34 protein-coding genes and 2 riboswitches are annotated in these 25,959 nt (G+C 42.2%); of the genes, 22 read left to right on the forward strand and 12 right to left on the reverse strand.

The window, feature by feature from the left end:
- Positions 1-133: 133 nt before the first annotated feature.
- Positions 134-898, reverse strand: coding sequence for a lytic transglycosylase domain-containing protein (locus MHI58_RS05730; protein ID WP_368004384.1), 765 nt, complete (start codon positions 896-898; stop codon positions 134-136).
- Between the two features lie 25 nt (positions 899-923).
- Positions 924-1,499 (reverse strand): CYTH domain-containing protein, encoded by a 576-nt coding sequence (locus tag MHI58_RS05735; RefSeq protein ID WP_368004385.1) that lies wholly within the window; start codon positions 1,497-1,499, stop codon positions 924-926.
- Between the two features lie 217 nt (positions 1,500-1,716).
- Between MHI58_RS05735 and MHI58_RS05740 the strand changes: the two genes are divergently transcribed.
- From MHI58_RS05740 to MHI58_RS05755, 4 genes are all read left to right on the forward strand, one after another.
- On the forward strand, positions 1,717-2,082 hold the full coding sequence (locus MHI58_RS05740; RefSeq protein WP_008348459.1) for a hypothetical protein: 366 nt from the start codon (positions 1,717-1,719) through the stop codon (positions 2,080-2,082).
- A gap of 33 nt (positions 2,083-2,115) precedes the next feature.
- Complete coding sequence (locus MHI58_RS05745; protein WP_008348457.1) at positions 2,116-2,745, forward strand: GTP pyrophosphokinase family protein; 630 nt, start codon at positions 2,116-2,118, stop codon at positions 2,743-2,745.
- 65 nt (positions 2,746-2,810) lie between these two features.
- Positions 2,811-3,611 carry an NAD kinase gene (locus MHI58_RS05750; RefSeq protein ID WP_008355343.1) on the forward strand — a complete coding sequence of 267 codons (801 nt, stop codon included), beginning with the start codon at positions 2,811-2,813 and terminating at the stop codon, positions 3,609-3,611.
- Positions 3,612-3,628: 17 nt separating this feature from the next.
- Entirely contained in the window at positions 3,629-4,522 is an 894-nt protein-coding gene (locus tag MHI58_RS05755) for an RluA family pseudouridine synthase (RefSeq protein WP_045034754.1), read from the forward strand.
- A gap of 40 nt (positions 4,523-4,562) precedes the next feature.
- Here the strand turns inward: MHI58_RS05755 and prpE are convergent, their stop codons facing one another.
- A complete protein-coding gene (gene prpE, locus MHI58_RS05760) occupies positions 4,563-5,306 on the reverse strand; it encodes a bis(5'-nucleosyl)-tetraphosphatase PrpE (RefSeq protein ID WP_368004386.1) in 744 nt (247 codons plus the stop codon).
- A 160-nt stretch (positions 5,307-5,466) separates the two neighbouring features.
- Between prpE and MHI58_RS05765 the strand changes: the two genes are divergently transcribed.
- The 10 genes from MHI58_RS05765 (at position 5,467) to MHI58_RS05810 (ending at position 14,375) form a co-directional block, all read left to right on the forward strand.
- Entirely contained in the window at positions 5,467-7,314 is a 1,848-nt protein-coding gene (locus MHI58_RS05765) for a monovalent cation:proton antiporter family protein (RefSeq protein ID WP_041507457.1), read from the forward strand.
- Between the two features lie 53 nt (positions 7,315-7,367).
- Positions 7,368-7,477: riboswitch (TPP riboswitch) on the forward strand.
- Between the two features lie 78 nt (positions 7,478-7,555).
- Positions 7,556-8,266, forward strand: coding sequence for a thiaminase II (gene tenA / locus MHI58_RS05770; protein ID WP_017367022.1), 711 nt, complete (start codon positions 7,556-7,558; stop codon positions 8,264-8,266).
- Complete coding sequence (gene tenI / locus MHI58_RS05775; RefSeq protein WP_041507456.1) at positions 8,241-8,858, forward strand: thiazole tautomerase TenI; 618 nt, start codon at positions 8,241-8,243, stop codon at positions 8,856-8,858. Before tenA ends, tenI begins: the two co-directional genes overlap by 26 nt.
- Positions 8,842-9,954, forward strand: a complete 1,113-nt coding sequence (thiO, locus tag MHI58_RS05780) for a glycine oxidase ThiO (protein WP_368004387.1) — start codon at positions 8,842-8,844, stop codon at positions 9,952-9,954. Before tenI ends, thiO begins: the two co-directional genes overlap by 17 nt.
- Complete coding sequence (gene thiS, locus MHI58_RS05785; protein WP_024720130.1) at positions 9,951-10,154, forward strand: sulfur carrier protein ThiS; 204 nt, start codon at positions 9,951-9,953, stop codon at positions 10,152-10,154. Before thiO ends, thiS begins: the two co-directional genes overlap by 4 nt.
- Before the next feature lie 4 nt (positions 10,155-10,158).
- Positions 10,159-10,926 carry a thiazole synthase gene (locus MHI58_RS05790; protein ID WP_007498979.1) on the forward strand — a complete coding sequence of 256 codons (768 nt, stop codon included), beginning with the start codon at positions 10,159-10,161 and terminating at the stop codon, positions 10,924-10,926.
- On the forward strand, positions 10,923-11,936 hold the full coding sequence (locus tag MHI58_RS05795) for a thiazole biosynthesis adenylyltransferase ThiF (RefSeq protein WP_368004388.1): 1,014 nt from the start codon (positions 10,923-10,925) through the stop codon (positions 11,934-11,936). The genes MHI58_RS05790 and MHI58_RS05795 overlap by 4 nt, the downstream gene beginning before the upstream one ends.
- Before the next feature lie 17 nt (positions 11,937-11,953).
- Entirely contained in the window at positions 11,954-12,760 is an 807-nt protein-coding gene (gene thiD / locus MHI58_RS05800) for a bifunctional hydroxymethylpyrimidine kinase/phosphomethylpyrimidine kinase (protein ID WP_024720133.1), read from the forward strand.
- Positions 12,761-12,909: 149 nt separating this feature from the next.
- Positions 12,910-13,686, forward strand: coding sequence for an enoyl-ACP reductase FabI (gene fabI, locus MHI58_RS05805; RefSeq protein WP_003211867.1), 777 nt, complete (start codon positions 12,910-12,912; stop codon positions 13,684-13,686).
- A gap of 113 nt (positions 13,687-13,799) precedes the next feature.
- The gene (locus MHI58_RS05810; protein ID WP_368004389.1) at positions 13,800-14,375 is read left to right on the forward strand and encodes a CotO family spore coat protein; all 576 of its coding nucleotides are present in this window, start codon (positions 13,800-13,802) and stop codon (positions 14,373-14,375) included.
- Positions 14,376-14,412: 37 nt separating this feature from the next.
- Here MHI58_RS05810 and MHI58_RS05815 read toward each other — a convergent pair whose 3' ends face one another.
- From MHI58_RS05815 to MHI58_RS05835, 5 genes are all read right to left on the reverse strand, one after another.
- Positions 14,413-14,856: a CotY/CotZ family spore coat protein gene (locus MHI58_RS05815; protein ID WP_008348434.1), complete on the reverse strand. Its 444-nt coding sequence runs from the start codon at positions 14,854-14,856 to the stop codon at positions 14,413-14,415.
- 212 nt (positions 14,857-15,068) lie between these two features.
- Positions 15,069-15,560, reverse strand: a complete 492-nt coding sequence (locus MHI58_RS05820; protein ID WP_008348432.1) for a CotY/CotZ family spore coat protein — start codon at positions 15,558-15,560, stop codon at positions 15,069-15,071.
- Positions 15,561-15,706: 146 nt separating this feature from the next.
- Positions 15,707-16,192 (reverse strand): spore coat protein, encoded by a 486-nt coding sequence (locus MHI58_RS05825; RefSeq protein ID WP_008348431.1) that lies wholly within the window; start codon positions 16,190-16,192, stop codon positions 15,707-15,709.
- 88 nt (positions 16,193-16,280) lie between these two features.
- The gene (locus MHI58_RS05830; protein WP_035392394.1) at positions 16,281-16,616 is read right to left on the reverse strand and encodes a hypothetical protein; all 336 of its coding nucleotides are present in this window, start codon (positions 16,614-16,616) and stop codon (positions 16,281-16,283) included.
- A 44-nt stretch (positions 16,617-16,660) separates the two neighbouring features.
- Positions 16,661-17,047 (reverse strand): spore coat protein, encoded by a 387-nt coding sequence (locus MHI58_RS05835; RefSeq protein WP_041092031.1) that lies wholly within the window; start codon positions 17,045-17,047, stop codon positions 16,661-16,663.
- Positions 17,048-17,224: 177 nt separating this feature from the next.
- On the opposite strand from MHI58_RS05835, the gene MHI58_RS05840 reads away from it, so the two are divergent.
- From MHI58_RS05840 to MHI58_RS05860, 5 genes are all read left to right on the forward strand, one after another.
- Entirely contained in the window at positions 17,225-17,575 is a 351-nt protein-coding gene (locus tag MHI58_RS05840) for a DUF1360 domain-containing protein (protein WP_045035236.1), read from the forward strand.
- Between the two features lie 71 nt (positions 17,576-17,646).
- On the forward strand, positions 17,647-17,775 hold the full coding sequence (locus tag MHI58_RS05845; protein ID WP_368004390.1) for a hypothetical protein: 129 nt from the start codon (positions 17,647-17,649) through the stop codon (positions 17,773-17,775).
- 84 nt (positions 17,776-17,859) lie between these two features.
- Positions 17,860-18,081, forward strand: coding sequence for a hypothetical protein (locus MHI58_RS05850; RefSeq protein ID WP_008348420.1), 222 nt, complete (start codon positions 17,860-17,862; stop codon positions 18,079-18,081).
- Between the two features lie 84 nt (positions 18,082-18,165).
- The gene (locus tag MHI58_RS05855; RefSeq protein WP_008348419.1) at positions 18,166-18,303 is read left to right on the forward strand and encodes a YjcZ family sporulation protein; all 138 of its coding nucleotides are present in this window, start codon (positions 18,166-18,168) and stop codon (positions 18,301-18,303) included.
- 136 nt (positions 18,304-18,439) lie between these two features.
- Entirely contained in the window at positions 18,440-18,697 is a 258-nt protein-coding gene (locus MHI58_RS05860; protein ID WP_008348417.1) for a stage VI sporulation protein F, read from the forward strand.
- A gap of 16 nt (positions 18,698-18,713) precedes the next feature.
- Here MHI58_RS05860 and MHI58_RS05865 read toward each other — a convergent pair whose 3' ends face one another.
- Positions 18,714-21,023, reverse strand: coding sequence for an ATP-dependent helicase (locus MHI58_RS05865; RefSeq protein ID WP_061418703.1), 2,310 nt, complete (start codon positions 21,021-21,023; stop codon positions 18,714-18,716).
- A 126-nt stretch (positions 21,024-21,149) separates the two neighbouring features.
- Here MHI58_RS05865 and MHI58_RS05870 point away from each other — a divergent pair, with 126 nt between their 5' ends.
- A complete protein-coding gene (locus MHI58_RS05870) occupies positions 21,150-21,407 on the forward strand; it encodes a hypothetical protein (RefSeq protein WP_008348414.1) in 258 nt (85 codons plus the stop codon).
- A gap of 83 nt (positions 21,408-21,490) precedes the next feature.
- Here the strand turns inward: MHI58_RS05870 and MHI58_RS05875 are convergent, their stop codons facing one another.
- Genes MHI58_RS05875 through MHI58_RS05885 form a run of 3 tightly spaced genes read right to left on the reverse strand, consistent with a single transcriptional unit; the run spans position 21,491 to position 23,240 of the window.
- The gene (locus MHI58_RS05875; protein WP_008348412.1) at positions 21,491-21,925 is read right to left on the reverse strand and encodes a GNAT family N-acetyltransferase; all 435 of its coding nucleotides are present in this window, start codon (positions 21,923-21,925) and stop codon (positions 21,491-21,493) included.
- A 6-nt stretch (positions 21,926-21,931) separates the two neighbouring features.
- On the reverse strand, positions 21,932-22,447 hold the full coding sequence (locus tag MHI58_RS05880) for a YjcG family protein (RefSeq protein WP_024720139.1): 516 nt from the start codon (positions 22,445-22,447) through the stop codon (positions 21,932-21,934).
- 52 nt (positions 22,448-22,499) lie between these two features.
- Positions 22,500-23,240, reverse strand: a complete 741-nt coding sequence (locus tag MHI58_RS05885) for an esterase family protein (protein WP_019743058.1) — start codon at positions 23,238-23,240, stop codon at positions 22,500-22,502.
- A gap of 220 nt (positions 23,241-23,460) precedes the next feature.
- Positions 23,461-23,582, forward strand: a riboswitch (SAM riboswitch).
- Positions 23,583-23,661: 79 nt separating this feature from the next.
- On the opposite strand from MHI58_RS05885, the gene MHI58_RS05890 reads away from it, so the two are divergent.
- Both MHI58_RS05890 and metC read left to right on the forward strand, forming a co-directional pair.
- Positions 23,662-24,780, forward strand: coding sequence for a methionine biosynthesis PLP-dependent protein (locus MHI58_RS05890; RefSeq protein WP_368004391.1), 1,119 nt, complete (start codon positions 23,662-23,664; stop codon positions 24,778-24,780).
- Positions 24,777-25,955: a cystathionine beta-lyase gene (metC, locus tag MHI58_RS05895; RefSeq protein ID WP_024720142.1), complete on the forward strand. Its 1,179-nt coding sequence runs from the start codon at positions 24,777-24,779 to the stop codon at positions 25,953-25,955. The genes MHI58_RS05890 and metC overlap by 4 nt, the downstream gene beginning before the upstream one ends.
- Positions 25,956-25,959: the final 4 nt, after the last annotated feature.

Here is a 25,959-nt window from a genome sequence, read left to right on the forward strand (position 1 = left end):
AACAAACCGCTTTGGTGCTTTGGGAATAGTGAGGGAGACAGGGTCCGTGTTCAATTGACCATATCATAACACATTCAGTCAAAAAAGGGTGAAAAGCGACATACAAAAAACCGAAGAGGTTATTCTCTTCGGTTTAGGCGAAATATTGAGCTGTGATTTTCTTTACATAATTTTGTGTTTCTTTAAATGGAGGAATGCCTCCGTACTTATCTACATTCCCTGAGCCTGCGTTATAAGCGGCTAAGGCAAGTGAGACATTTCCATTATATTTTTGCAGCATTTGTTTTAAATACTTCGTTCCGCCTTCAATGTTTTGGGCTGCATCAAAGGCATTGTTCACGCCAAGTGATTTAGCAGTAGACGGCATAAGCTGCATCAGTCCAAGTGCACCTGCATGGCTGACAGCATTCGTGCGATAACCGGATTCTTGCTTGATCACTGCGTGGATCAGCTTTTCTGGAACTCCGTGCTTTTGAGCCATTTGTGAGACGATCTGATTAATCTCTTTTGATGAAGAGCCTGAAACAGCTTTTTGAAGCGGCGGTGTGTAGCTGTTATTTAAGACGTTTCCAATACCATTTGCGGTATTCAATTGGCTGTCATTTGCATAAAGAGACTGAGATTGAAGCTGTTCACTGCCCGCTATCGCAGATAAATATGGATTCATGCGTGCATATTGCGTGTTCGGAGACGTTGATGGGTCCGATCCCATGAAAGCAGAAATGGAAAGCGGGAGACGAGATAATTCTGATCCGCCTAAAAAATCTTGCAACAGCGACTGGAATGAAGTCTCAGCGCTTGATTCTTGTCCAGCTGTGAGTTGTGTTTGTCCATTATCAGATTGTAACGATTTGAGTGCTTGCAGCTGCATAAAGGATTGAAGTTGATTGACGTTCATCATGTTCCTCCTTCAAGGAATTCATCTATTCTTTTGTTTTCATTTTTTCTTCATAAAAACGTACGACTTTGTTTTTCGTGTGTCTTGGTGGGATCTGAAATTGCTGAAGCAATGCTGTGAAAGCGGCTTGTCCAATGTCTAAATCGCTCACTTCAAATTCAAGTTCATAGTCCTCTACTGTTAAATATCGGCTGTGATCCAAAACAATTAAGCCTTCTTTGATCATTTTTTCTGCTCTTGACGTTTCCAGTGAACCAAAATACACGATTTGATCCTTTTGAATGTGAAGGTATACTAATCTGTCTGCCACTTCACCTTCAGGCAGGTGGAAATGTTCAAGACTTGCGGGAGGATCGATCGTTTGGTGAGTTTCCAAAAGGCCGATCTCATGCGGTTCCTTTAATGTGAGGACCCACTGCCCGCCTTTTTCTCTCATTCGTAATGCAGCGAATTTGGATTTTATATCAAATTGAGGTGTATCAAAATAATAGTTGGTTTGAGTGTGGAAGTCCTCGTCCTTTAATTGAAAATAATCTTTTAGCTGTTCAAATTCTTCTTTCATTAATAATTGTTTTAGTTCTATCTCAATTTCCTGTGCCATTTTGACATCAACCTTTCATTTAGAGGAAATATGATTATTGTACATGAAAAGCTTCTTTTTTTCTTATTTATTCCTTAAAAAGAGACGTATATAGATGCTAAATGAGGCAAAATGAACAACGAAATGGAGAAATCAAATTTTCTCAAAAAGTTCGGTTTATCAATATTGAACTTGATATGATAAAATAAAGCTGTACTTTGTTGTAAAGGAGATCATGATGCAAAACAGAATTGAAATCACAGAAGCAACTTTAAAAGAAGACAGGCTGATCTTGACGGTCCAGTCAGATGAGCAAATTCAAAAAGCAAAAGCATCAGGACAAATGCTTGTTGATTCTGATCACTTTGCGTTCGTTTACATACTTGAGACTGAGGAGTCTTTTACGTATCTTATTTTAGGAGAACATACATGGGCTCCATTAAAAGAAGCAATGAATCGTGAAATCCCTGTCTATTTGGCGGCGGAAGAGCAAACACTAGAACTCATTCAACTTCATCAGGAATTAAACTATTTAATCGACAATATTAAAGACAATGCCAATTACGGAGATATGGAAGAGAAAGTGAAGAGCACATTCCTCTGAAATAATTAGGTATTTGGAATTGGGGGAAGTTTCATGGACAAAAAACAATGGGATCAATTCCTCGCACCATATAAGCAAGCAGTCGAAGAATTAAAAGTGAAACTAAAAGGCATTCGAAAACTGTATGAATTTGAGGATGACCATTCACCAGTAGAATTTGTCACTGGCCGAGTGAAACCCGTTGCCAGCATATTGGAAAAGGCAAAGCGTAAAAACATCCCGATGCATGAGATTGAAACGATGCAGGATATTGCTGGGCTTCGCATTATGTGCCAATTTGTAGAAGATATACAAGTCGTCAAGAAAATGCTCCAGTCACGAAAAGATTTCGTGGTTGTAGATAAACGCGACTATATTGCAGAACATAAAGAAAGCGGATACCGCTCGTACCACCTTGTTGTGTTATATCCGCTACAAACGATCAATGGAGAGAAGCAGCTCCTCGTCGAAATCCAAATCCGTACATTAGCCATGAATTTTTGGGCGACCATCGAGCATTCTCTGAATTATAAATATAGCGGGAATATCCCGGAGAAGGTCAAGCAGCGCCTTCAAAGAGCTTCTGAGGCAGCATCTCTTCTTGATGATGAGATGTCTGAAATAAGAGGCGAAATTCAAGAAGCACAAGTGGCTTTTTCCCGGAAAAAGAAAAACGATAGCTGAGCCTGAGCTTAAACAAATATGATGCTGCTTTCTCGTCGCAGCAAGGTGGAAAAGGAGAAGAATTCATGAAATTTGCAGTTTCTTCGAAAGGGAATTCTGTATCTGACACACTTAAAAATAAAATACAGACCTACTTATTGGATTTTGGAATGGAATTAAATGAAGAGGAACCCGATCTCGTCATTACAGTTGGCGGAGACGGAACCCTTTTATACGCTTTTCACCGGTATAGCAACCGTCTGAACGAAACCGCTTTTGTCGGCGTACATACAGGCCATCTTGGTTTTTATGCGGACTGGGTCCCGAGTGAAATTGAAAAGCTTGTGTTAGCCATTGCCAAAACGCCTTATCATATTGTGGAATATCCGATTCTTGAAGTCATCGTCAGGTACAACGATGGGGGCAGGGAAGAAAAATATTTAGCAATGAATGAATGTACGATTAAAAGTATGGAAGGTACACTTGTGGCAGATGTTGAGATTAGGGGTCAGCTTTTTGAAACATTCAGAGGAGACGGTCTTTGTTTGTCTACACCATCTGGCAGTACAGCCTATAATAAGGCACTTGGCGGGGCTATTATTCACCCATCCATTAGGGCGATCCAGCTGGCAGAAATGGCTTCAATCAACAACAGAGTGTTTAGAACGGTCGGTTCGCCGCTCATTTTGCCGGACCACCATACGTGTGTGATCAAACCGATTAATGATGTGGATTTTCAGGTGACGATAGATCATTTGTCGCTGCTGCATAAAGATGTGAAATCCATTCAATGCCGAGTGGCAGACGAGAATGTCCGGTTTGCCCGATTTAGACCATTTCCGTTTTGGAAAAGGGTGCAAGATTCCTTTATCGGCAAAGGAGAATAAGAAAGAGGTTGTTCTCGCTGGAATACTTTAAGATAAACAAAACCATATCAGCCAAAGAAGAAGGCAGGCTGCTGAAGGACTACTTAATCGATCTTGGCATTTCAAAACGAATGCTGACAGATATTAAATTTGATGGCGGTGACCTTCTGATTAATGGAGAGCATGTGACCGTGAGATATGAGCTGCGCGAGGGAGACAGGCTCACCATTTTATTTCCCGAGGAAAAAGTGAGTGAAGGGCTAAAACCTGCGGCCATTCCGCTTGATATTTTATTTGAGGACGAGCACGTGCTTGTGCTGAATAAAAAGCCGTATATCCCATCGATTCCTTCTCGAGAGCACCCTGAGTATAGTATTGCAAATGGGGTGCTTCACCATTATGCTGAACAGCCTGTTCGACTGACTGTCCATTTGGTGAACCGTCTTGATCGTGATACTTCTGGTGTCATGTTAGTCGCTAAACATCGCTTTGCACACAGCCTTTTATCAAAGGCGCAGAAAAAAGGGGAAGTCAAGCGAACGTATAGAGCCATTACACATGGCATGATCACGCAAAAGGAAGGAACAATTAGAGCAAAAATTGCTCGAAAAGGGGACAGCATTATTGAACGAATGGTGGATGAATCTGGTCAGGAAGCCGTAACACATTATACGGTGCGGGCGGTACATACTCATTTAGATATGTCTGATGTGTCCCTTACACTTGAAACGGGAAGAACTCATCAAATTCGTGTTCACATGCAATTCCTTGGTCATCCGCTTGTTGGAGATACGCTATATGGTGGAACAAGCGAGAGAATAGGCAGGCAGGCACTTCATAGTGAAACCCTTGTTTTTCCGCATCCGATAACAGGGGAGTCCATGACCTTTTCGGCTCCTTTGCCGGATGATATGACATTATTGCTTCAGTAAACAAGTAAACCCGGTCACCTGTCATGGTGGACCGGGTTTTTTATTGCGTGAAATGCTGAAATCTTGAATCATCATATGGCATAGATGAAGGAACAGATACGGTCTCAAGCTCTGGATATCTAAGGGCAGAGAGCTTGTGGCCAAAGATGCAGCCTGTATCAATGTTAACCGTTCTACCGATAAATCTTGGTTCTTTTACGGGTGTATGCCCGTACACAATCCATGGTTTTCCGTGATATTCCTTTGCCCAGTCCTTCCTGACAGGTCGACCGTCTGGCCATGTTTCTCCGGTGACTGCTCCAAATAATAGATAAGACCTCATCTGTTTGTTCGGTTTTTTGCCAATATCCTTTTCCTTCATCGCTGCGTGTGCAATGATCAGTTCATTCGGAATCAGTACATCATAAAGCGGTGCCTTTTCAAATAAATGTTTAAATTCACGTGATAAAATGGTTTGTTCATCATGCGGCAGGTTTTTGATTTCGTTCACCGTTGTTTCAATGCCATGCAGTAATTTTACGGGATTTCCTTTCAAATAGCGATACAGCTTAAAACAATGGTTGCCAGGCACATAGCGGATTGCGCCCTTAGAATAGGCGTGTATGACAAATTGCATGACGGCAACTGATCGAGGGCCGCGGTCTGTTAAATCACCAACAAGGGCCAGTGTTCTCTTATCAGGGTGGACAGGTAGTCCATGTTTGAGTTCGTATCCTAGTTTGTGTATGAGGGTAAGCAGCTCTTCGTAGCAGCCGTGGATATCGCCGATGATATCGAATTTCATAAAGGTTCCTCCTGATTTTTTCATCCATTGATCGGATATAAAGAAGTTTGAATTTTAGAAAATATAACGAATGGCTTTCATTTCATTTGCGCAATTGTTAGAATCAATGCTTTAACGTAAAACTTAAAAATTAAACATGAATGTTAGGAGGCTTTAGCCAATGGAGCATACATCTGTTTCATCACTCGTTGTCGTTATTATTGTAGCCTTTTTCACCCCCATTTTATTGCACCGATTTAAGCTGACCATCCCAGTCGTTGTCGCTGAAATCATCATGGGGCTCATCATTGGAAAAAGCGGTCTTCAACTAGTTGTTGAACACGACGCATGGCTAGATACGTTATCCATGCTAGGTTTTATTTTTCTTATGTTTTTAAGTGGACTTGAAATAGATTTTTCTTCTTTTGAATCAAAGAAGAAAGTGCGAGAACTACCAAATGGATTAAAAGAACCGAATACATTTAAAACAGCGACCATTATTTTTGTTGGCGTATTTTGTATGTCCTTTATCCTGTCTTATGCGTTTGTCCTTGCAGGATTTATTCAAAATGCCTTTTTAATGACGCTTATTATTTCCACCATCTCATTGGGTGTCGTGGTTCCTACATTAAAAGAGGAAAAGTTGATGCAGACGAATATTGGTCAAATCATTTTGCTTGTAGCCGTCATTGCTGATTTGGTGACAATGATTTTACTTGCTGTGTTTTCCTCCATTTATGGCGATGGAACAGGGAACATGTGGTTGCTCTTATTATTATTTGCGGCAGGTATTCTTCTTTATTTATTTGGCCGGGTATTTAAGACAAAGTCCATTTTTCAGTCCATGTCAAAAGGAACGGTGCAAATTGGGACAAGAGCCATCTTTACTCTCATTATAGTCTTAGTTGCCTTATCTGAATCACTCGGTGCTGAAAATATTCTTGGGGCTTTTTTAGCAGGTGTGCTTGTGTCTCTTCTTTCGCCTAATAAAGAGCTCGTACAGCAGCTGGACTCGTTTGGCTATGGATTTTTAATTCCGATCTTTTTTGTGATGGTCGGTGTGGACCTGAATATATGGTCACTCTTTAAAGATCCAACCATCATGATCATGATTCCGCTACTGTTTATCGCATTATTGCTTAGTAAACTCGTTCCGATTCTTTATTTAAAAAAATGGTATGACATGAAAAAAGTCATCGGTTCTGGTTTTTTATTAACCTCGACGTTATCCCTAGTTATTGCTGCTGCAACGATTGGTGAGCGGCTTGGTGTCATTGATCATAAAATGTCAGGAGCCCTTATTCTAGTCGCTGTGCTCACGAGTGTTTTAACACCTGTTTGGTTTAAGGCGTTATTTAAACAAGAACGTGAAACCAATCATAAAAAGCGTGTGACGTTTATTGGAGCGAATCAGCTGACGTTACCTGTGACGCTTGATTTGCATCAGGATGAATATGACATCCGTATTTTACACGTCTTTCAGGAAAATAAAGAAGCCTTGCTTGCTGACTCCATCTTTGAAGTTGAAGCGATTGAACAATATGACGATGATACGCTCAGGCAGGCTGGCATCGGGCAAGAGGATGTGCTCGTTGTGGCTACAGGCAGTGAAACGAAAAATAAGGAAATTGCTTTATTTGCAAAAGAAGAAGGGTCTAAACAAGTCATTGCAAGTGTTAACAAAGCGGAAGCCGAGCTGACTTTAAAGGAAGCAGGGATCGATACCTTTTCTAACTTCTTATCATCTAAAACGGTGCTGAGGGCATTGATTGAAGCACCTGATGCGATTCGCTTGTTAACAAATGAGGATTCTTCTTTGTATCAAATTCAAATGAACAATCATCGGTATCATAATGTCATGCTGAGGGAATTTCCTTTTACCGGCGATTTGGTGTTTGTCCGTATTTTTAGAGGAATTGACAGCTTAGTACCGCATGGGGATACGACGCTTAGAAGCGGTGACCGCGTGCTTGTGTCTGGCTCCCGGGAGTATGTGGCAGGACTTAGAGCCCAATTAGAGTTGCAATGAACCCTTGACCGATGAACAAATCCTGATTAAGATAGAGGTACAACAATATATGTTTGATCCACTAGGGGAGTCCTTTAAAAGGGCTGAGATAAAAGTGTAGACTTTTAGACCCTCATTACCTGAACAGGTTCATACCTGCGTAGGGAAGTGGTGCGGTGTTTGACTATGCTTTTTACAAATTCCAAACCACTTTCCACGCGGAAAGTGGTTTTTTTATATGGAAAAACAGGAGGAGAGGAACATGACATTTTCGAACGAATGTAAAGAAGCAGCAGCTAGATGGTGGAATGGGAGCTTTACACACCCTTTTGTGAAAGGGATTGGTGATGGCACACTTTCACTCGATCGTTTCACTTATTATGTGATGCAGGATTCGTACTATTTAACTCATTTTGCAAAAGTACAATCGTATGGAGCCGCTATTAGTGAGGACTTACATACGACAGGCAGAATGGCATATCATGCGCAGGGTACGTATGAAGCAGAGCTATCACTGCATAGAAAGTTCACAGAACTGCTCCAGATCTCTGATGAAGCGCTGGCAAACTTTAAACCTTCTCCAACTGCTTATGCATATACCTCGCATATGTACCGATCTGTGAAAAGCGGTCGTTTTGAAGAAATTTTAGCCGCATTATTGCCGTGCTACTGGCTTTATTATGAGGTAGGAGAAAAACTGAAACAAACAACGCCTGACCATCCGATTTATCAAGAATGGATTTTGACATATGGCGGGGATTGGTTTAAAGAGCTTGTTTTTGAACAGGTGAACCGTTTTGATGAACTTGCAGAAAAAGCGCCAGAACATGTGCGGGCTAATATGAAAGAAAATTTCGTGATTTCGAGCTATTACGAATACCATTTCTGGGAGATGGCGTATGAAAAAGAAATGTGGCAGACAGCATGCTTAGATGGGGTTGGTGCAAATGGAACTCCATGCAGTGACAAATGATACGCTTCCTGTCAGGGAGCTCATCAAGCAAATAAAAGACATTGCGTCTGAAGTAGACTTTATTCATATTCGTGAACGATCGAAGGCAGCAGGTGAGCTGGTTCACCTCGTGAAACAACTCCTAGCAGAAGGTGTTCCGAAAGAAAAGCTGATTATAAATGACCGAGTTGACGTTGCGCTGCTGACCAATATTCACCGGGTTCATCTTCCAGGACACAGCTTTTCGCCAAAGGAATTAAGACAAAAATTTCCTCACCTCCATGCGGGGGTATCGGTTCATTCGATAGAAGAAGCCAAAGCAGCAGAGAAGAACGGGGCAGAGTATGTCATGTTTGGGCATGTGTATGATACCGCATGCAAACCCGGACTTCAGGCGAGAGGCATAAAGATTGTGGAAGACATGACTTCTGAGCTGTCCATTCCAGTCGTTGTCATTGGTGGAATCACACCAGAACGACTGCCAGAATTGATGCATGTTGATTTAAAGGGAATAGCCGTCATGTCGGGAATTTTTGCTCATCCTCAGCCGCGCAAAATGGCGCAAACATTTTCTAAAAAGCGAAAGGAGAATCCTTATGAACAAGCATTATGATGTTGCAATCATTGGTGGTGGAATCATAGGGATGTCGATCGCTTATCACCTTGCAAAAGCAGGAAAGCAGATTGTCTTATTTGAGGCAAATGAGATCGGGAAGCAAACGACGAGTGCGGCTGCTGGCATGCTGGGTGCACATGCTGAAGGAGAAGGTGATGAAGATATTTTCTTTCAAGTAGGTAGACAAAGTCAGGCTTTATATGAAAAATTAACGGTCGACCTTCAGCATGAATCGGGCATTGATATTCGGACATCAGTGGGCGGGATTATGAAGGTGGCTTTTACAGAACAAGAAAAACGTGCGCTTTGCCGGATGCAGCATTTGCCCACATTTGAATGGCTTGAAGCAAGCAGCGTAAAAGAACGTATGCCTCAAATTGCAGATGACATCGTAGGAGCAGGCTTGATAGCAGATGATGTACATGTCGAGCCATATGCGGTATGCAGGGCTTTTTGGCAGGCAGCTGTTCGGCACGGAGCGGATGTGAAGGAGTTTACCCCCGTTATCGATGTGAAGAGGGGAAAAGAAACATTGACAGTCAGTACAGCTAAAGGCATCTTCACATGTGATCATCTGACTGTAGCAAGTGGTGTATGGTCAGGCCGTTTTTTAGAAGAACTGGGGTTATCACATTCTCTCTATCCAGTAAAAGGAGAATGCGTGTCTGTTTGGAATAACGGTCCAGCGCTTGCACACACCATCTATCATGATCATTGTTATATCGTTCAAAGGGATAGCGGTAAGCTAGTGATTGGTGCAACGATGATACCGAATGACTGGCAGGCCGTTCCGACACTTGGCGGTATTGAAGCAGTTATTCACAAAGCATCTCAGCTCATGCCTTCTATTCGAGAGATGCCGATTGATCAATGCTGGGCAGGTCTTCGGCCAGCGACAAGCGACCGGCACCCCTATATCGGAAAACATCCAGAAGACGAGCGTATTCTTTTTGCAACGGGACATTACCGAAATGGCATTTTACTTGCGCCAATTACGGGGGAAATCATTCGCGGCTTGATAGTAGGCGAGTCTGTTCACAAGGAATGGCTTCATGCGTTTCGTATTGGGCGAAAGGAGGCATTGTTCGTATGAAAATTCAATTGAATGGAAGAATGGTTGATTTCGATAAGGAAAATGGCACGGTTTTTGATCTGCTATCAGCCTATCAACTTGAAAACCGAGTGGTGATCGTTGAAAAGAACCAAGAAATTATAGATAAAGAAGCCTTTCAACAGGTAAAAATTCAACCAAATGACACGATTGAAATCGTTCACTTTGTAGGAGGAGGATGACACCATGCTGCGCATTGGCGGAAAAACATTTACATCAAGACTATTACTAGGGACAGGAAAGTATCCATCATTTGAAGTTCAAAAAGAGGCGGTCAACGTATCAGAAGCTGAAATTTTGACCTTTGCTGTGCGAAGAATGAACATCTTTGAACCATCACAGCCCAATTTTTTAGAGCAGCTCGATTTATCAGCCTATACATTGCTACCAAATACTGCCGGGGCAAGTACAGCGGAAGAAGCAGTGCGGATTGCTCGTTTAGCGAAAGCTTCTGGACTGTGTGACATGATCAAAGTAGAAGTCATTGGCTGCTCAAGGTCTCTTCTGCCAGATCCAGTCGAAACGTTAAAAGCATCTGAAATGTTATTAGAAGAAGGTTTTATCGTGCTGCCATATACGTCAGATGATGTGGTGCTGGCAAGGAAATTAGAAGAACTTGGTGTCCATGCCATTATGCCAGGTGCTTCTCCAATCGGTTCAGGTCAAGGGCTTTTAAACCCTCTGAATCTATCGTTTATTATCGAACAGGCAAAGGTGCCAGTTATTATTGATGCGGGTGTAGGTTCTCCGAAGGATGCTGCTTATGCGATGGAATTGGGCGCTGATGCTGTATTACTGAATACAGCCGTGTCTGGCGCAAAGGACCCTGTGAAAATGGCTAAAGCGATGAAGCTGGCGATTGAATCTGGAAGACTTGGTTTCGAGGCAGGCCGTATTCCACTCAAAAACTATGGAACAGCCAGCAGTCCGCAGGAAGGAATGCCAGCATTTTGAGCACACGTTATTCACGCCAAGAGCTTTTTAGGCCGATTGGAACAGAAGGACAAAAACGGCTACATGCCTCAAAGGCCGTCATTATTGGGGCTGGGGCACTTGGAACAGCGAGTGCTGAAATGCTCGTCCGTGCCGGCGTAGGATCTGTCACCATTTTGGATAGAGATTATATTGAATGGAGCAACCTGCAGCGTCAGCAGCTATACACAGAACAAGATGTTCTTGATCGGCTGCCAAAGGCTGTGGCTGCTGAGAAAAGACTCAAGCAGGTGAACAGTGACGTTCATGTGAGAGGAATCGTCATTGACGTGACCGCTCAAAATATTGATGAGTACGTCAGCGGGGCATCCATCATCGTGGATGCAGCGGATAATTTTGAGGTGAGAATGATTGCGAACGATGCAGCCGTCAAACATCAAATTCCGTTCCTTTACGGAGCCTGTGTAGCAAGCTACGGTATTCAATTCACAGTGATTCCTGGTCAAACACCATGTTTACACTGCCTACTTGAGCATTTACCTGCACAAGGCATGACATGTGATACAGCAGGAATTATTAGTCCAGTTGTGCAGCAGGTTGCGGCCTATCAAGTGGCGGATGCACTGAAGCTTTTAACAGGACACCACATCACGCCGGTATTAAGATCGTTTGATTTATGGACAAACGAGCGATCTGATATTCGATCCGTTACGTCTTTAAAAAAGAAACAATGTCCAAGCTGCGGTCTTAAGACATACCCATTTCTCTCATATGATCAAAGAGCAAAAGCAGATGTATTATGTGGACGAAATACCGTACAAATTCGCAGTGCACTAGGGGCACCCCCGGCGCTGCATGAAGTAGCCCGTCAGCTAAAGAAAGCAGGAATGGATGTGCTGGAAAATCCTTATTTGCTTTCGTGTCAGAAGGATGAGTACAAGCTTGTTTTATTCAAAGATGGCAGAGCGCTTGTACATGGGACAAATGATATTGCGAAAGCGAGAACGATATATCATCAATGGATTGGTTAATGAGAGGGTGAGATGACATGACGATTAAAAAAGCATTAACCATCGCAGGTACTGATTCTGGTGGTGGAGCAGGTATTCAAGCAGACTTGAAAACCTTTCAGGAGCTTGGTGTGTACGGAATGTCCGCCATTACGGCCATTACAGCTCAAAACACACTTGGTGTTCACGGTATTTATCCACTGTCTATCGAGGCGCTCGAAAGTCAAATTGATGCAGTAGCAGAAGACTTGTTGCCAGATGCCGCTAAAACAGGGATGCTGTGGAGTGCCGACATGATCAGTGTCGTTGCTGAAAAGACGAAGCAATATGACTTGAAACTAATTGTCGATCCAGTCATGATTGCCAAAGGAGGCGCTTCTTTATTAAATGAAGATGCGGTCTCTGCTATGAAAACACAGTTACTACCTGTCAGTTATGCAGTCACACCGAATCTCCCTGAGGCAGAAGTGCTGACAGGCATGCGCATTCAGACAAAAGACGATCGCCATAGAGCGGCAGAACGACTTTATGAGCTTGGCACGTCCTATGTTGTGATCAAAGGAGGTCATAGCCCTTCAGACGGCCTCATTACAGATCTTTTGTACGATGGAAAAAGCTTTTTTGAACTCAGTAATGAACATATTGATACACCACATACACACGGAACAGGCTGTACATTTGCAGCGGCATTAACGGCAGAAATAGCAAAAGGTCGTTCCATGAAGGAAGCCTTTGAAACGGCAGAAACCTTTGTCCATGAGGCGATCAAATTTCCTCTGAATATTGGTGCTGGGCACGGACCGACTAACCACTTTGCTTATCAGCAAAACAGAGTCAAAGCATAAAAAGAAGACTGTCTTCACTTGTGAGGACGGTCTTTTTTCTGAAATAAAAACTTTCTTTCAGCGGAAATTGTCAATATCTCATGATTTGTGATAAGATTATGATCAGGTACTAATACTATGTCTTGAAAAAATAGGAGGCTTTAATACATATGAACTTTTCTTTAGAAGGCCGTAATATTGTGGTGATGGGTGTTGCCAATAAACGAAGCATCGCTTGGGGAATTGCTCGTTCACTTCACGAAGCAGGAGCTCGTTTGATTTTTACTTATGTTGGAGATCGTCTGGCAGAATCAGTGAAAGAGCTAGCAAGCACGCTAGAGCGTGATGATTCCATTATTCTTCCTTGTGATGTGACAAGTGATGAAGAAATCGAAAAATGTTTTGCAACGATTAAAGAAAAAGTACAAGTCATCCATGGTGTTGCACATGCGATTGCATTTGCGAACAAAGAAGAGCTTGTCGGTGAATATTTGAACACGAACCGTGAAGGTTTCCTTTTAGCGCACAACATTAGTGCCTATTCACTAACAGCTGTAGCAAAAGCAGCACGTCCGCTCATGACAGAAGGCGGAAGCATTGTCACACTTACTTACCTAGGCGGAGAGCGCGTTGTCTCTAACTATAATGTCATGGGTGTAGCAAAAGCAGCCCTTGAAGCAAGTGTGAAATACTTAGCAGCTGATCTTGGAGCGGAAGGTATCCGTGTGAACAGCATTTCTGCTGGTCCAATTCGTACGTTATCTGCAAAAGGAATCAGCGGCTTTAATACGATCCTGAAGGATATTGAAGAGCGTGCACCGCTTCGCCGTACAACGACTCCTGAAGAAGTTGGCGATACAGCACTATTCTTATTCAGTGATTTATCGCGCGGCATGACAGGTGAGAATCTTCATGTTGATTCTGGCTTCCATATCATTGCCCGCTAAACGAATAAATGATTTGCAGCATACCAATCACTGGTATGCTGTTTTTTATTTTTCTTCTGATTTGGGGTGTCCTCTCATATATATAAGGAATGAATCATTCGGGAGGGATCAGTATGTCAAATAAAGGTGATGAGAATCAAAAGCCGCTTATGTATATTGTTCAGCCGAGCTATGATGAATCAGCGCCGGCCATGCAAAATATTGTGAGAAAGCGCAAGAAGTCAGAAAAACCTTCAGAAGCCAAAAAAAGTGCCAAAGAGGATGCAATCGAAGAGAGCGTGCAAGAACCTGTATCACAGGAAGTAAAGCAGAAAAAAGAAGAGCCGCCTGCGCTACAGCAAGAGCGGGAGATCAATCAAGAAAAAGATAATTCACAAAATCGAGAGCCAGTACAAGAACAAGAAAAACAGCCAGAAGGCGTATTTCATGAAACAAAAGAAGAACCAAGAAGAAAACGAGTGAAGAAGCCGTTAAGCCAAATGAATATCGAGGAGAAAGTCGATTTTCTTACAAGTCTGCCGCATAATATGCCGAGAGCGCTTTGCCTCATTGAAGCCGATGGAAAAACATACAGAGGAATCATCATGGAGAGAAAAGACAATATGGTGGTCATCCGCACAGCAGGCGGCGGTAATCCAGTGGAATTAGCGATTGGTGATATTTCTTCTATTCATCCACTTGGTTTTTAATGAACATAAAAAAAGTCCCATAACGGGACTTTTTTTGTTAGCAGCTACGGTTGATGAGTCTTGGATTTAAGCACTCGATTGCGCAGAAGCAGTCAAGGTCTACTTCAATGCAATATTTTGATTTTTCTAAACGGAACACATCACATACGGAATCTTTATCTGTAAAATCTAAAATATGACGATCTTTGTCAAATGCAATAAGCAAGCTGAGTGTTGCGCAGTGATCAGAGATGTGTTCGACTCTGAAAAATGCAGTGCTGAAGCAAGGGCCAGCATCTACTTCTCCGACGTTTCCGAATGCGACGAATGGTTTTGATTTTGAGGTAAATAGAACAAACGGGACAGTGTCACCTAATGAATGTGATGGAGAAAGGAGATTGCTGTAACAGCTGGTCGGGCAATCCTCTTCGACGGCATTTTGTAAGTCGTTTATGTTTTCAACAGCCTCTGCTACACAGTTCCATGAATGTTTGCGGCTCATATTCAACCCTCCTATACAAGGAAATTTGTTTGAGTGTTTGAGCACTGTCATCATCATCTATAAGCTTTATTACGTGTCTCGCCGGTTGATGCATCTAATGTCAATCAATGCGGAAGCGGCCGCCTTTTGCTGACTGCTCCGCATGATTGGTTGTCACTCGTGAGGAAGGGGATGCTTTGACTTATGACAAGTTAGATGAGCGGGCGATTGGTTTAGCCGTGGTGATGATGCTTTTTATCTTTTGTTGGCATGACTCTGTCGACAAGTTCTGGATTTAAACATTGGATCGCGCAGAAACAGTTCAAATCAACTTCGATACAAAAGTCCGCTTTTTCTAAACCAAAGAAGTCAGGATCGCAAGGGTGACAAACGCTTAGCGTATGTCCGTGTACATCAACAGGTCTTAACACAGATAATGTGGCACAGCAGTCATGCAATTTTTCAACCCGGAAGAAAATGGATTCGAAGCATTGGCAATCGTCAACAAATCCTCCAATGTTTCCGAAAGTAGAGAACAATCCGCCCTTTTTATCAAAAAGTAAAAACGGAATCGTATCTTTTCCAGAAACTGTCGGGCTTAATAAATTACTGTAGCAGCTCGTAGGACATTTATCTTCTACAGCTTCCTGCTCTGCTAAAATCTTATCAACCGCATCGCATACACAGTTTTCATCATGTCGGCCATGGTGTTTTCCGCAGCTCATGGATTTCAGCTCCTTTAACAAGGTATTTGACTTTAGTCCTTAACAACATATGTATGCGCCCTCTAGTTGGTGTGGGTAAATGACTATTTATCTTTGTTGTATTTTTAGAAAAGGAAAAGCAGAGCTTTTCGCTCTGCTTTTGTACATTAGAGGATACCAATTGCAACGATCGTCGCAACAAGTGTCTGTGTAAGCGTTTGGATGGCAATAGAGATGTCTGCATCGATTGTAGAGACTGTAACGTTTCTAGAGTTTTCGATGACAAGTTTCTGGCGATTTGTTTGTTTGTGGCTAGCTGCTTGCAATAGATCTTGCGTGACGCGGTCAGCTAGGTCACCATCAGCGATTGAGATGTTTGTAATGGTGATGATCGCTGTTTGAACAGCTGCTTGGATAGATGCTGCAACCTGTGCATCAACAGAAGAGACGTTAATGTCACAAGAATCTCTAACGATAATGACTTCCTCAGATGTCTGCTTTGTTACACTCACTTGATCAAAGTCTTGTAAAACATCTTCATCATCATAATAGTGGCCGTCACAAACTGCTTTTCTTTCGTAGTTATGATGGTAATCGCCGTGGTGTGTACAGTTGCGATCTAGAGCGACCCAAGAGTATGGTTTAGAATCCATTTCTTTTCCTCCTTCCGTTTACTTTATTAAATGCTGGAATGATTGGTTTTGTCTCGGGCATTTATCCTAGCAGGCAACCCATTTTTATTTAATCGTTATTTTGCTGCGCTTGACGACGCTGCTGGATACGTTCTCGAAGTGAATTTCGTTTAGGGCGCACTTGTGGTTCAGGCTCGACCTCTTCTGCATGTTTTGCTGCCTCTGCCTGACGCTTTTTCTCCTGCTGCTGCTGTACGAAATCATCTGCTTTCTTTTGTAAATCCTGAACCAGCTTCAAAATCATCCTTCTTTGATCTTCTGAAAGGTTTGCTTTCTGATCATCTGTGACATTATTTTTGTTTAAAATATCACTTACAAGAAGGCTTGTTAATGGATCAACATCAGTGTTGATTTGAAACTCCTTTTTTTCGTTCTCTTCAGCCACGATTATTTCACCTCTTTCATACGTGATGTTAGAAAAAGAAAGGGTCAAAGAATGCCGGCTTCAACTAAAAGTACATTCAGTGTTTGAGTGAGAATTTGTACGGAGTTCATAATGGATGCATCAGATAATGTAATCGTGACGTTATAACAATTGATGATTTGAATCACTGTTTTCTTTTGAACTGTCACTTGTTGTGCAGCTAAAAGCTGTTCTGTGATGTTTGCAGCCACTTCATCATCTGGTACAAGAATTTGAATTAAAAGAGTAATGATTGTCGTTACGGTCGCTTGAAGGGAGAGTGCGGCTGTTACATCTGTTTTATGAATCGTGACATTTTCGGAATCCTTGATCTCGATGAAATCATCATAATTGCTGATTAATTCGTTTAACAGTTGTGTGTATAATAAATCAGCACTTTCTTCAATAGACAATACTTTCACTCCTTTCTTATCTATACATTATTTAATGCAGCAGAGGCTCAAGGTGGAATCGGAAAGCATGAAAAAGTACAACCCAATTTTATTTGCACCCGATTCATCATGGTGGTCTTTCTTTTTGCATATATAAAGAAAGGACGGAAAAAGAAGAATGAAGGAGGTGGAGGTTCCATGAGCGGCGCTTTGTCATTTGCTATATTTGCCCTCGCATCCTTTAGGCTGACGAGATTGATCGTGTTTGATACGATTACAGCCCCCTTTCGCCGTCTATTTCATGAAGAGCAAGAAGAGGTAAACGAACAAGGTGAAGTCGAGACCTATATCGTCATTAAGGGGAAGGGACTGCGATCTTGGATAGGAGAGCTGTTAAGCTGTTATTGGTGTACGGGTATATGGTGCACTGCTGCTTTATTACTGATATACATATTTTTTCCTGTCATCAGCATGTGGCTTAATTTACTATTAGCGATTGCCGCCGCAGCAGGCTTGATTGAAGCAGTCGTGTCGAAGCTTGTGAAATAAACAGGCATTCTGATCAGACACGCTTAAAGAAAATGCATATACTAACATGGAATAGGAAAGGAAGGGTTGCGATGAAACCAACTGAAACACCGTCACATATGCTTCAAGGGTATCCAGCGCAGTCAAATCAACAATCTGTATATACGAAGAAAATCAAGAAGACGGGATGCGGCTGCGGGAAGAAAAGGAAACCTCAATAGGGAAAAACAAAAGCCGGATTTATCCGGTTTTTTTGTTGCCCTTTTTTTGGGTGATGCATATGTAAGAGAGAAGGGGTGACCAGAATGGATGCATTCGAACAATTAATCGGTTCCTTGTTCACTAAACCCCATGATGGGAAAGAGCAAGCGCACGAAAAAGCTGAAATGGATCTAGCGAATAAAGCGAAGGATCTTGAAGAGCACTTAAAAGCATTTGGCGAGAAAATGGATACTTTTGCGAAAGAAACAGAAGCATTCATGATCCGTCATGGAGAGGCAGATTACGTCTTTAAACAGCAGAAATAAAAATTCCGCACTTTTTTATGTGATCGTCCAAACCATTTCATGTATTTTTCATATTTTGTAAGGGAGAAGAGGAGGTGCTTAAATATGAGTTGTTACGGTTACGGTGGCGGTTATTGCGGAGGTTATGGCGGCGGCTACGGCGGCGGTTATGGTTCAACTTTTGTTCTTGTCGTCGTGCTTTTCATTCTTCTAATCATCGTTGGTGCTTCTTTCTTTAACTAAACAGTAAGAAGGTGAGGGAAGCAATAGGGAAGCCTTTTGCTTTCCTTTCTCTTTGCTAACAAGGCAGCAGGATAGGCACATATCTCGCCTATTTTCATATAGTAAGGTGATTACTCCACAAAGAGGAGGCAAAGGAATGGATAATAAGTTCTTTAAAAGTGTGGAAAATAAAACAGGTGTAAATATGAATGATGTCTTTAAGCTTGCAGGTTCTTTGCAAAACGCGAACTTTAAAGATGAGAATACCGTTCGAGGTGTCATTAAAAAAGTAGCGCAGCTTGCAAACAAACGTGTACCTAAAGAAATGGAAGACAAAATCGTTCAATCGATTACAAGTGGAAAAGAAAAGCTTGATTTTAATACAATCGCTAAAATGATGAACAACAAAAAATAAACAACAGGCTCTCCGTTTAAAGGGGGGCCTGTTGTTTTTGTGTGAATAATTCTCGATTTTTCTTTAAAAGAGGGTACAAAAAGCGGGAGCGGTGAGCAGTTTTTCCTCTTCTATATGATGGAACGGATAGATAAAGGGTTTGTTCTGCTCTCGTCATGGCAACGTATAATAAGCGCCGCTCCTCTTCAATGGCTTCTTCATCACCGTTTCTCAGCTCATCAAGTGCAAAGTCATGAGGGAGCGCCCCATCAACCACGCTCGTGATGTACACTGTTTGGAATTCTAGTCCCTTCGCACGGTGGATCGTCATGAGCTGAACGCCTGGTTCATCTGATTTTTCCTTTTCAGCAGATTTCATATGTTCGGCATGAGCGAGGAAGGCTTCAATTGTTTCAAAACGTTTCGCCGCTGTTTTCACATCCCGTACATCATCTGTTCCTTTTTCAAGCACATTCGTATCATTCACGCGTTTTTTTAAATAATCACCAAGTCCCATCCTTTGTTCAATAAACGCTACAGCTTCAGATGGCTTTAACGATTTTAACGTTCGAAACAGGGGAACGATCGATTGTAGTTTTTTGCGCTGAAACGGCTGAATGTCTGTTAGCTTTCCAAGTGCCTCTACCATAGAACAATCTTCCGTAATGGTCAGCGCCTTCAGGGTATTCAGTGTTTGCTGCTTTAAAAAGAAAACGGGCAGCAGCAGCTTCATTGCGGCGACATCATCTGCATCCTGACTTAGCGAAAGAAAAGCGAGCAGCACCCGAACAATTCTTCTGCTATAAAAGGCTTTTACGCCAGCATCGGTTTGATACGGAATCGCCGATTGATGAAGACGTTCATAAATCGCACGGCCTCCTGTATTCGTTCTAAACAGCACGCAAAAGTCATTCGGTTTTGCACCGTTTTTAATTTTCTCCTGAATATCTGCTACGATCATGGTCGCTTCCTCTTCCTCGTCATATGGATAAAAAAGAGTCGGCGGAATTTTCTCCACGCGTACGGCTTTTAACGTTTTCTCGTAACGATGCTGGTTCTTCTTAATAATGGCGTCTGCACTTGCGACAATCGTATGATGAGAGCGGTAATTTGCATGTAAATGGACGATCTCGGCCGAAGGATAGTCCTGTTTGAAGTCAAGAATAAAAGCGGGATTGCTTCCTCTAAATGCATAGATGGCTTGATCATCATCGCCTACACAAAATAGCTGCTCGGATTCTCCAGCTAAAAGCTGGATTAATTGATATTGTACGGGATTAATATCTTGAAATTCATCTACTAAAATATACTTGAATCGTTCTTGATATTGTTTGAGCAATTCAGGCTGCTTATTCAGCATGTGTAAACAGGCAATCGCCATGTCATCAAAGTCAAATTGTTGATTTTCACGCTTTTGCTGTTCGTATGATTGATAGATTGTCCACATTTGCTTTTCCTTTTCATCTTTCAGCTCAGGAAGTTCGTTTGGTAAAAAAGCATTTTTCCAATAGCCGATTGATTGCAGCACTTGATCGGTTGGATAGTCTTTTTCATCAAGTCCTTCATGCATGATCGCTTTGCGAATATACTGCTCTTTTTGCCAGTCGAATTTAATCAAATGCTGTCCGTTCCATTTACCCCGATCATCGTGAAGCAGCATTTTATAAAATAGACTGTGGAATGTGCCTGTCACAACTTGGCTCGCCTGTGAAGGATGAAGCTGATACTGCATACGCAGTCTTTCTTTCATTTCACTGCTTGCTTTTGTGGTGAAGGTCACGAGCAGGATATGGTGAGCAGGGATTTGATGGTATGACATCAGATAAGCAGCTCTTGCTGTCAGTACCCTTGTTTTCCCGCTGCCGGCGCCAGCTAGCACAAGCATCGGACCGTCTTTGTGTGTGACTGCTTGAAGCTGCGGTGCGCTAAAGGTGATGTGTGGAAAGAGGTCAATGGTATGCACTTCTTCATTCTTTTCTAAATGAAAGGTTTCGCCAAATTGAATGGATCGTGGTTCCTGCCAGTCATCCGATTCTTCTGTTTGTGAGATGATCTGTTTGCCGGTTGGAAAGCGAAAGCCGCCAAGTTCTTTGTAGGATGCATGTTCCTCTTGTTCAGCCGGTTTCTTTTCCTCTTGTTGTTCTCTTTTTTCGCAAATCTCTTGCTGAGATATTTGCTTATGGATAAAGGCAGGTTCTTCATGTATATTTAATCTAAAAAAGACGGGTTGTCCGCAATATGGGCAAGATAAATGCCCTTTTTTCCCCTCATCATGGAGGAATTGATAGTGTTCTCTCGAATATGTATGTAATGAGATCGTTCGATCATGTCGTCGTGCGCATTTCAAAGCTAGTCCTCCAATAGTCAATCAATCTTAAAAAGAAACACATCTAATCATATCAAATGAGGCGTGTTTCAAACAGTCATAATTAGGGAATAGTAGAGTAGAAGAGAAGCAAAGGAGGCGTTCTTGATGGGATATATAGCCCCGATTCAGCCGGATCTGTATTTTCAATATATCAATCGTCCTGCTCCTCAGGATAAAGAAGACTATGCGAAAGTGACGAAGGTCACCCGCACCTTTCATGACAAGGTATACAGAGAGCTGGAGAAAAAAGAGGACTTAGTGACAGAAGCGGAAACGAAAGTACAGCAAAAAAAGCGGGAACGCTTTGTACGAGATATGTTTATGGAAGAAGGTAAGGGCGTTCATATCAATACTTACGTCTAAATGACTGCGCTTTCTTCCTGAGCGAACGAGATAGAATCAATAAAAAGCCAGAGCATCCATGATGCCCTGGCTTTTTATTTTCGTTAAACGGATAGTGTTTTTGTCATTTTGACATGTGTAATCCCTGCTTCTTCAAACGGTTCTGAAACGGCTTTGTAGCCTTTCTTTTCGTAGAAAGGAAGAGCTTGGACTTGTGCATGCATGACAGCTTCTTTCGCTCCGTTTGCCATCGCTTCAGACTCAAGTGCTTCTAAAAGCTGATGGCCAAGACCGAAAGAGCGCGCCTCTTTTAATACACAAATTCGTTCAAGCTTTGCCTTATGACCTTCAATTATGCGCAGTCTAGCAGCAGCTTGTGGTTTGTTGTCATCATTATAAATGACAAAGTGAATGGCTTCGTCCTCAAGTTCATCAATTTCGATCTCTAACGGGACTTCTTGTTCTTTTACGAAAACTTCTTTTCGAACATAATAAGCATCTTCTCGTTGTGTTTGTTCTTTTACGATGACTGTATTCAAATGTCTTTAACCCTCTTCTCCTAAGATAAATGTTTCATAAACGGTCCAAGAACCGTTCTCTAATTGATATAAAAGGTGGAAGCGGTCAACCGTTTCCTCGTGGTCAATTTTTCTCAGCTTCAATGTGCCTAGAACGTCTGAATGCTCATCGTCTGATAACTTTTGAGCCACTGTCACATGCGGAACAAATGCATATTCAGGTGTACCAGCAAGCGGATCAGTGTACAACTTCTCATTGAGAGTCATTAATTCTTCGTTCGGTTCTACTTTCATATAAATCACGTTGTTTACAGGAGCGAATGAACTGAATTTTTTAATACGTAACGTAATAGGAGAAGCATTTTTTGCGTACTCTCGCAAGGTGGAGACGACCTCAGCTGCTTCTAGATCCGTTAATTCAAAAGGTGTTCTTAATGTTAAATGAGGTGGTATGAGTGCATAGTTCGGATCATAACGTTTCCGATAAGAGTTCGCAATGTCTTGCAATTTTTTTGATGGAAATAAAACAACTCCGTATTTCATCATGTTCCCTCCTGATTAAGAAAGTATTTATTATTTTTTATTATAACAAAATTCAGTTGATTAACGAATATGGGAGCATTCTTTTTAACGAAGGTGAAATGAGCGGCTGCCAAAACGTCCATTTATGATCGCCTTCGAATGTCTCAAATAAATAATCCGCACCGGACTTCTCCAAAAGGACCTTTAATTCTTCGTTCGGCTGAATAAAGTCTAGCACTTGCCCATCTGTCGTTTTCACAGCTGTTTCTTCTAACCCGATTTGATGGATAATGGCATAATGAGCAAGGGATGATGACTGTTTGACTGCTTGCAGAACCGACTCATCCACGTAAGGAGACTGCAAAATCAGTCCGCCAAATAACGAAGGATAATCAATGGCTGTCATAAGTGAGATCGTAGCACCTAATGAATCACCAATAAATGTACGACCTGATCCAACTTGATACGTTGGATAGTGTTCATCAATATACGGAACTAGTTCATTTGCCAAAAAGCGTTTATACGCCTCGAACTTTGGTCCGTCTGGATGATACGTATTTCGTCTTTCAGTAACATTTTCATATGGGACACCAATGATAATCGAGCGTTCCATTTCTTTGTTTTGCATTAATTCTTCCGCTTGTCTGCCTATCTTACCTAGACGGAAATAATCATGACCATCTTGTGCAATGATGACATGATATGTATAAAGGGGGGAGTAATTGACTGGCAAATAAATCAAAATGGTCATATCTGCCCCAAGTTCTTTTGACTGTAAGGTTTCTTCTTGAATGATGCCTGTTTTCTTCACCATAATCCATTCCTCCAGCTAACCAAATTCATCATAAGTGAAACGTTTCCATTCATTGTAACACGAAAAACAGCGTTGTTCCTATATGCTAACATGCAATCAAATTAGCTAACATTCAATCTGCTACAAAATACAGAAAATTTTAATTAATCGTTACATTTCCCCTTGAAAAATGAGGTTTAATGCGTTACAGTATTAAGAATTAGAACAGACAGACAACACATTCTTATCGTGAGAGGTGGAGGGACTGGCCCTTTGAAACCTCAGCAACCGGTATGCATCACTTCATGTGATGTACCAAGGTGCTAAATCCAGCAAGCAGCTTTTTTGCTTGGAAGATAAGAGGAAGCGATTAAACCCCTTCTTCTTATGAAGAAGGGGTTTTTCTGTTTTGAAATTAGATTTTTACTTAGGATGGTGTCAAATGACAGAACATGTGGAAACGAAGTTAGCGCAAATTGGAAACCGCAGCGAAGAGGTGACTGGTACTGTCAGTCCTCCCGTTTATCTTTCAACAGCTTACAGACATAGAGGCATTGGGGAATCAACAGGATTTGATTATATTCGGACGAAGAACCCAACAAGGCAGCTTGTAGAAGATGCGATTGCTTCACTCGAAGAAGGAACGGCCGGTTTTGCCTTCAGTTCGGGAATGGCTGCCATCCAAACGATCATGGCGCTGTTTGAGAGCGGGGATGAACTCATTGTTTCATCAGATTTATATGGCGGTACATACCGTCTATTTGAAAACGAATGGAAAAAGTACAGACTGCGCTTTGTTTATGATGATTTTTCAGATGAAGACTGTTTACGCTCTAAAATGACGCCAAATACAAAAGCCGTCTTTATTGAAACGCCAACAAACCCACTCATGCAGGAAGCGGATATTCAAAAGGTTGCGAAAATCGCTAAAGAGTATGGTGCATTGGTCATTGTGGATAACACCTTTTATACGCCCGTCTTGCAAAAACCGATTACACTCGGAGCGGACATTGTCATTCATAGTGCAACCAAATATTTAGGCGGACATAACGATGTTCTTGCCGGACTTGTCGTCACAAAAGGGGAGCAGCTATCTGAAGACATGTTCCAGCATCAAAACGCCATTGGGGCGGTTTCATCTCCATTTGACTCATGGCTTTTAATGAGAGGAATGAAAACATTGGCGCTGAGAATGCGTCAGCACGAAGCAAATGCGAAGGAATTAGCTGATTTTCTAAAGCAGCAGCCGGAAATTCAAGATGTCCTTTACCCAGGAAAGGGAGGCATGCTGTCATTCCGAGTAGCCAAAGAGGACTGGGTCAATCCATTTTTGAAGCAGCTGAAAACGATTTGTTTTGCTGAAAGCCTTGGCGGAGTCGAAAGCTTCATTACGTATCCTGCAACGCAAACCCATATGGACATCCCAGAAGAGATTCGCATCGCAAACGGTGTGTGTAACAAATTGCTCCGTTTCTCAGTCGGGATTGAGCATGTGGAGGACCTAAAAGCAGACCTGAAACAGGCACTATCAAATGTGAAAGAGGAGGTACACACGAAATGACCACACACGATTGGACATTAGAAACACAACTCGTTCATAATGCGTTTAAAACAGACCGTTCAACAGGTGCAGTCAGTGTACCGATTCAACATGCATCGACGTTTCACCAAAGCAGCTTCGATGACTTTGGTCAATATGACTACTCCAGATCAGGCACCCCTACACGTCAGGCATTGGAGGATACCATTGCAGCGCTAGAAGGAGGAACGAGAGGGCTTGCCTTTGCGTCAGGTATGGCAGCCATTTCAACCGCTTTTCTTCTATTATCAAAAGGAGATCATGTCCTTGTCACAAGAGATGTGTACGGCGGGACTTTCCGAATGATCACCCAAGTTCTTTCGAGATTTGGGATTGAGCATACCTTTGTGGACATGACTGATTTGAATGAAGTGAAACAAGGCATTCAATCAAATACAAAAGTCATTTACATGGAAACACCGTCAAACCCTACACTCGGTATTACGGATATTGAAGGTGTCGTACAGATTGCGAAAGAACATGACTGTCTGACTTTCTTAGATAATACGTTTTTAACGCCTGCGCTTCAGCGTCCGCTGGACCTTGGTGTTGACGTTGTGCTGCACAGCGCAACGAAATTTTTAAGCGGCCACAGTGATGTACTGTCAGGCTTAGCCGTGGTGAAAGATGAGAAGCTAGGAGACGAACTTTATTCGCTGCAAAACTCCTTCGGGGCGGTACTTGGCGTACAGGATTGCTGGCTTGTGCTTAGAGGATTAAAGACCCTTCAAGTCAGATTAGAAAAAGCCAGTCAAACCGCATTAGAACTGGCTTCATTCCTCAAAGAACATCCTGCGGTCAAAAAAGTATATTACCCAGGATTAGATGATCACCCAGGGGCAGACATTCAGCGGAAACAGGCGAGCGGTGCAGGTGCTGTTCTTTCATTTGAACTAGAAAACCAAGCGGCTGTCAAAGAATTGGTCGATGGCGTCACATTACCTGTATTCGCCGTCAGCCTCGGAGCAGTCGAATCCATTCTTTCCTATCCGGCCAAAATGTCCCATGCCGCTATGCCAAAAGAAGAAAGAGAAAAAAGAGGCATTACGGATGGTTTACTTCGATTAAGTGTGGGCGTAGAAAACGGAGAAGATCTCAAAAGGGACTTCAAACAAGCACTAGATCAACTAAAGCCCGTCCTTGTGAACCAATCATAAAAGT

This window comes from Bacillus sp. FSL K6-2869 (assembly GCF_040869405.1).
GTDB classification, from domain to species: Bacteria; Bacillota; Bacilli; order Bacillales; family Bacillaceae; genus Bacillus; species Bacillus altitudinis.

Excerpts from the sequence above, each read along its gene's own strand:
- MHI58_RS05885 (WP_019743058.1), bottom strand. The coding sequence starts at position 23,240 with ATGGTGAAGAAAACAGGCATCATTCAAGAAGAAACCTTACAGTCAAAA.
- fabI (WP_003211867.1), top strand. The coding sequence starts at position 12,910 with ATGAACTTTTCTTTAGAAGGCCGTAATATTGTGGTGATGGGTGTTGCC.
- prpE (WP_368004386.1), bottom strand. The coding sequence starts at position 5,306 with ATGAAATTCGATATCATCGGCGATATCCACGGCTGCTACGAAGAGCTG.
- MHI58_RS05735 (WP_368004385.1), bottom strand. The coding sequence starts at position 1,499 with ATGGCACAGGAAATTGAGATAGAACTAAAACAATTATTAATGAAAGAA.
- MHI58_RS05850 (WP_008348420.1), top strand. The coding sequence starts at position 17,860 with ATGGATGCATTCGAACAATTAATCGGTTCCTTGTTCACTAAACCCCAT.
- MHI58_RS05840 (WP_045035236.1), top strand. The coding sequence starts at position 17,225 with ATGAGCGGCGCTTTGTCATTTGCTATATTTGCCCTCGCATCCTTTAGG.
- MHI58_RS05890 (WP_368004391.1), top strand. The coding sequence starts at position 23,662 with ATGACAGAACATGTGGAAACGAAGTTAGCGCAAATTGGAAACCGCAGC.
- MHI58_RS05820 (WP_008348432.1), bottom strand. The coding sequence starts at position 15,560 with ATGAGCTGCGGAAAACACCATGGCCGACATGATGAAAACTGTGTATGC.
- tenA (WP_017367022.1), top strand. The coding sequence starts at position 7,556 with ATGACATTTTCGAACGAATGTAAAGAAGCAGCAGCTAGATGGTGGAAT.
- MHI58_RS05825 (WP_008348431.1), bottom strand. The coding sequence starts at position 16,192 with ATGGATTCTAAACCATACTCTTGGGTCGCTCTAGATCGCAACTGTACA.
- MHI58_RS05815 (WP_008348434.1), bottom strand. The coding sequence starts at position 14,856 with ATGAGCCGCAAACATTCATGGAACTGTGTAGCAGAGGCTGTTGAAAAC.
- tenI (WP_041507456.1), top strand. The coding sequence starts at position 8,241 with ATGGAACTCCATGCAGTGACAAATGATACGCTTCCTGTCAGGGAGCTC.
- MHI58_RS05740 (WP_008348459.1), top strand. The coding sequence starts at position 1,717 with ATGCAAAACAGAATTGAAATCACAGAAGCAACTTTAAAAGAAGACAGG.
- thiS (WP_024720130.1), top strand. The coding sequence starts at position 9,951 with ATGAAAATTCAATTGAATGGAAGAATGGTTGATTTCGATAAGGAAAAT.
- MHI58_RS05745 (WP_008348457.1), top strand. The coding sequence starts at position 2,116 with ATGGACAAAAAACAATGGGATCAATTCCTCGCACCATATAAGCAAGCA.
- MHI58_RS05765 (WP_041507457.1), top strand. The coding sequence starts at position 5,467 with ATGGAGCATACATCTGTTTCATCACTCGTTGTCGTTATTATTGTAGCC.
- MHI58_RS05870 (WP_008348414.1), top strand. The coding sequence starts at position 21,150 with ATGGGATATATAGCCCCGATTCAGCCGGATCTGTATTTTCAATATATC.
- MHI58_RS05845 (WP_368004390.1), top strand. The coding sequence starts at position 17,647 with ATGAAACCAACTGAAACACCGTCACATATGCTTCAAGGGTATCCAGCG.
- MHI58_RS05860 (WP_008348417.1), top strand. The coding sequence starts at position 18,440 with ATGGATAATAAGTTCTTTAAAAGTGTGGAAAATAAAACAGGTGTAAAT.
- MHI58_RS05855 (WP_008348419.1), top strand. The coding sequence starts at position 18,166 with ATGAGTTGTTACGGTTACGGTGGCGGTTATTGCGGAGGTTATGGCGGC.
- thiD (WP_024720133.1), top strand. The coding sequence starts at position 11,954 with ATGACGATTAAAAAAGCATTAACCATCGCAGGTACTGATTCTGGTGGT.
- metC (WP_024720142.1), top strand. The coding sequence starts at position 24,777 with ATGACCACACACGATTGGACATTAGAAACACAACTCGTTCATAATGCG.
- MHI58_RS05810 (WP_368004389.1), top strand. The coding sequence starts at position 13,800 with ATGTCAAATAAAGGTGATGAGAATCAAAAGCCGCTTATGTATATTGTT.
- thiO (WP_368004387.1), top strand. The coding sequence starts at position 8,842 with ATGAACAAGCATTATGATGTTGCAATCATTGGTGGTGGAATCATAGGG.
- MHI58_RS05790 (WP_007498979.1), top strand. The coding sequence starts at position 10,159 with ATGCTGCGCATTGGCGGAAAAACATTTACATCAAGACTATTACTAGGG.
- MHI58_RS05880 (WP_024720139.1), bottom strand. The coding sequence starts at position 22,447 with ATGAAATACGGAGTTGTTTTATTTCCATCAAAAAAATTGCAAGACATT.
- MHI58_RS05750 (WP_008355343.1), top strand. The coding sequence starts at position 2,811 with ATGAAATTTGCAGTTTCTTCGAAAGGGAATTCTGTATCTGACACACTT.
- MHI58_RS05730 (WP_368004384.1), bottom strand. The coding sequence starts at position 898 with ATGAACGTCAATCAACTTCAATCCTTTATGCAGCTGCAAGCACTCAAA.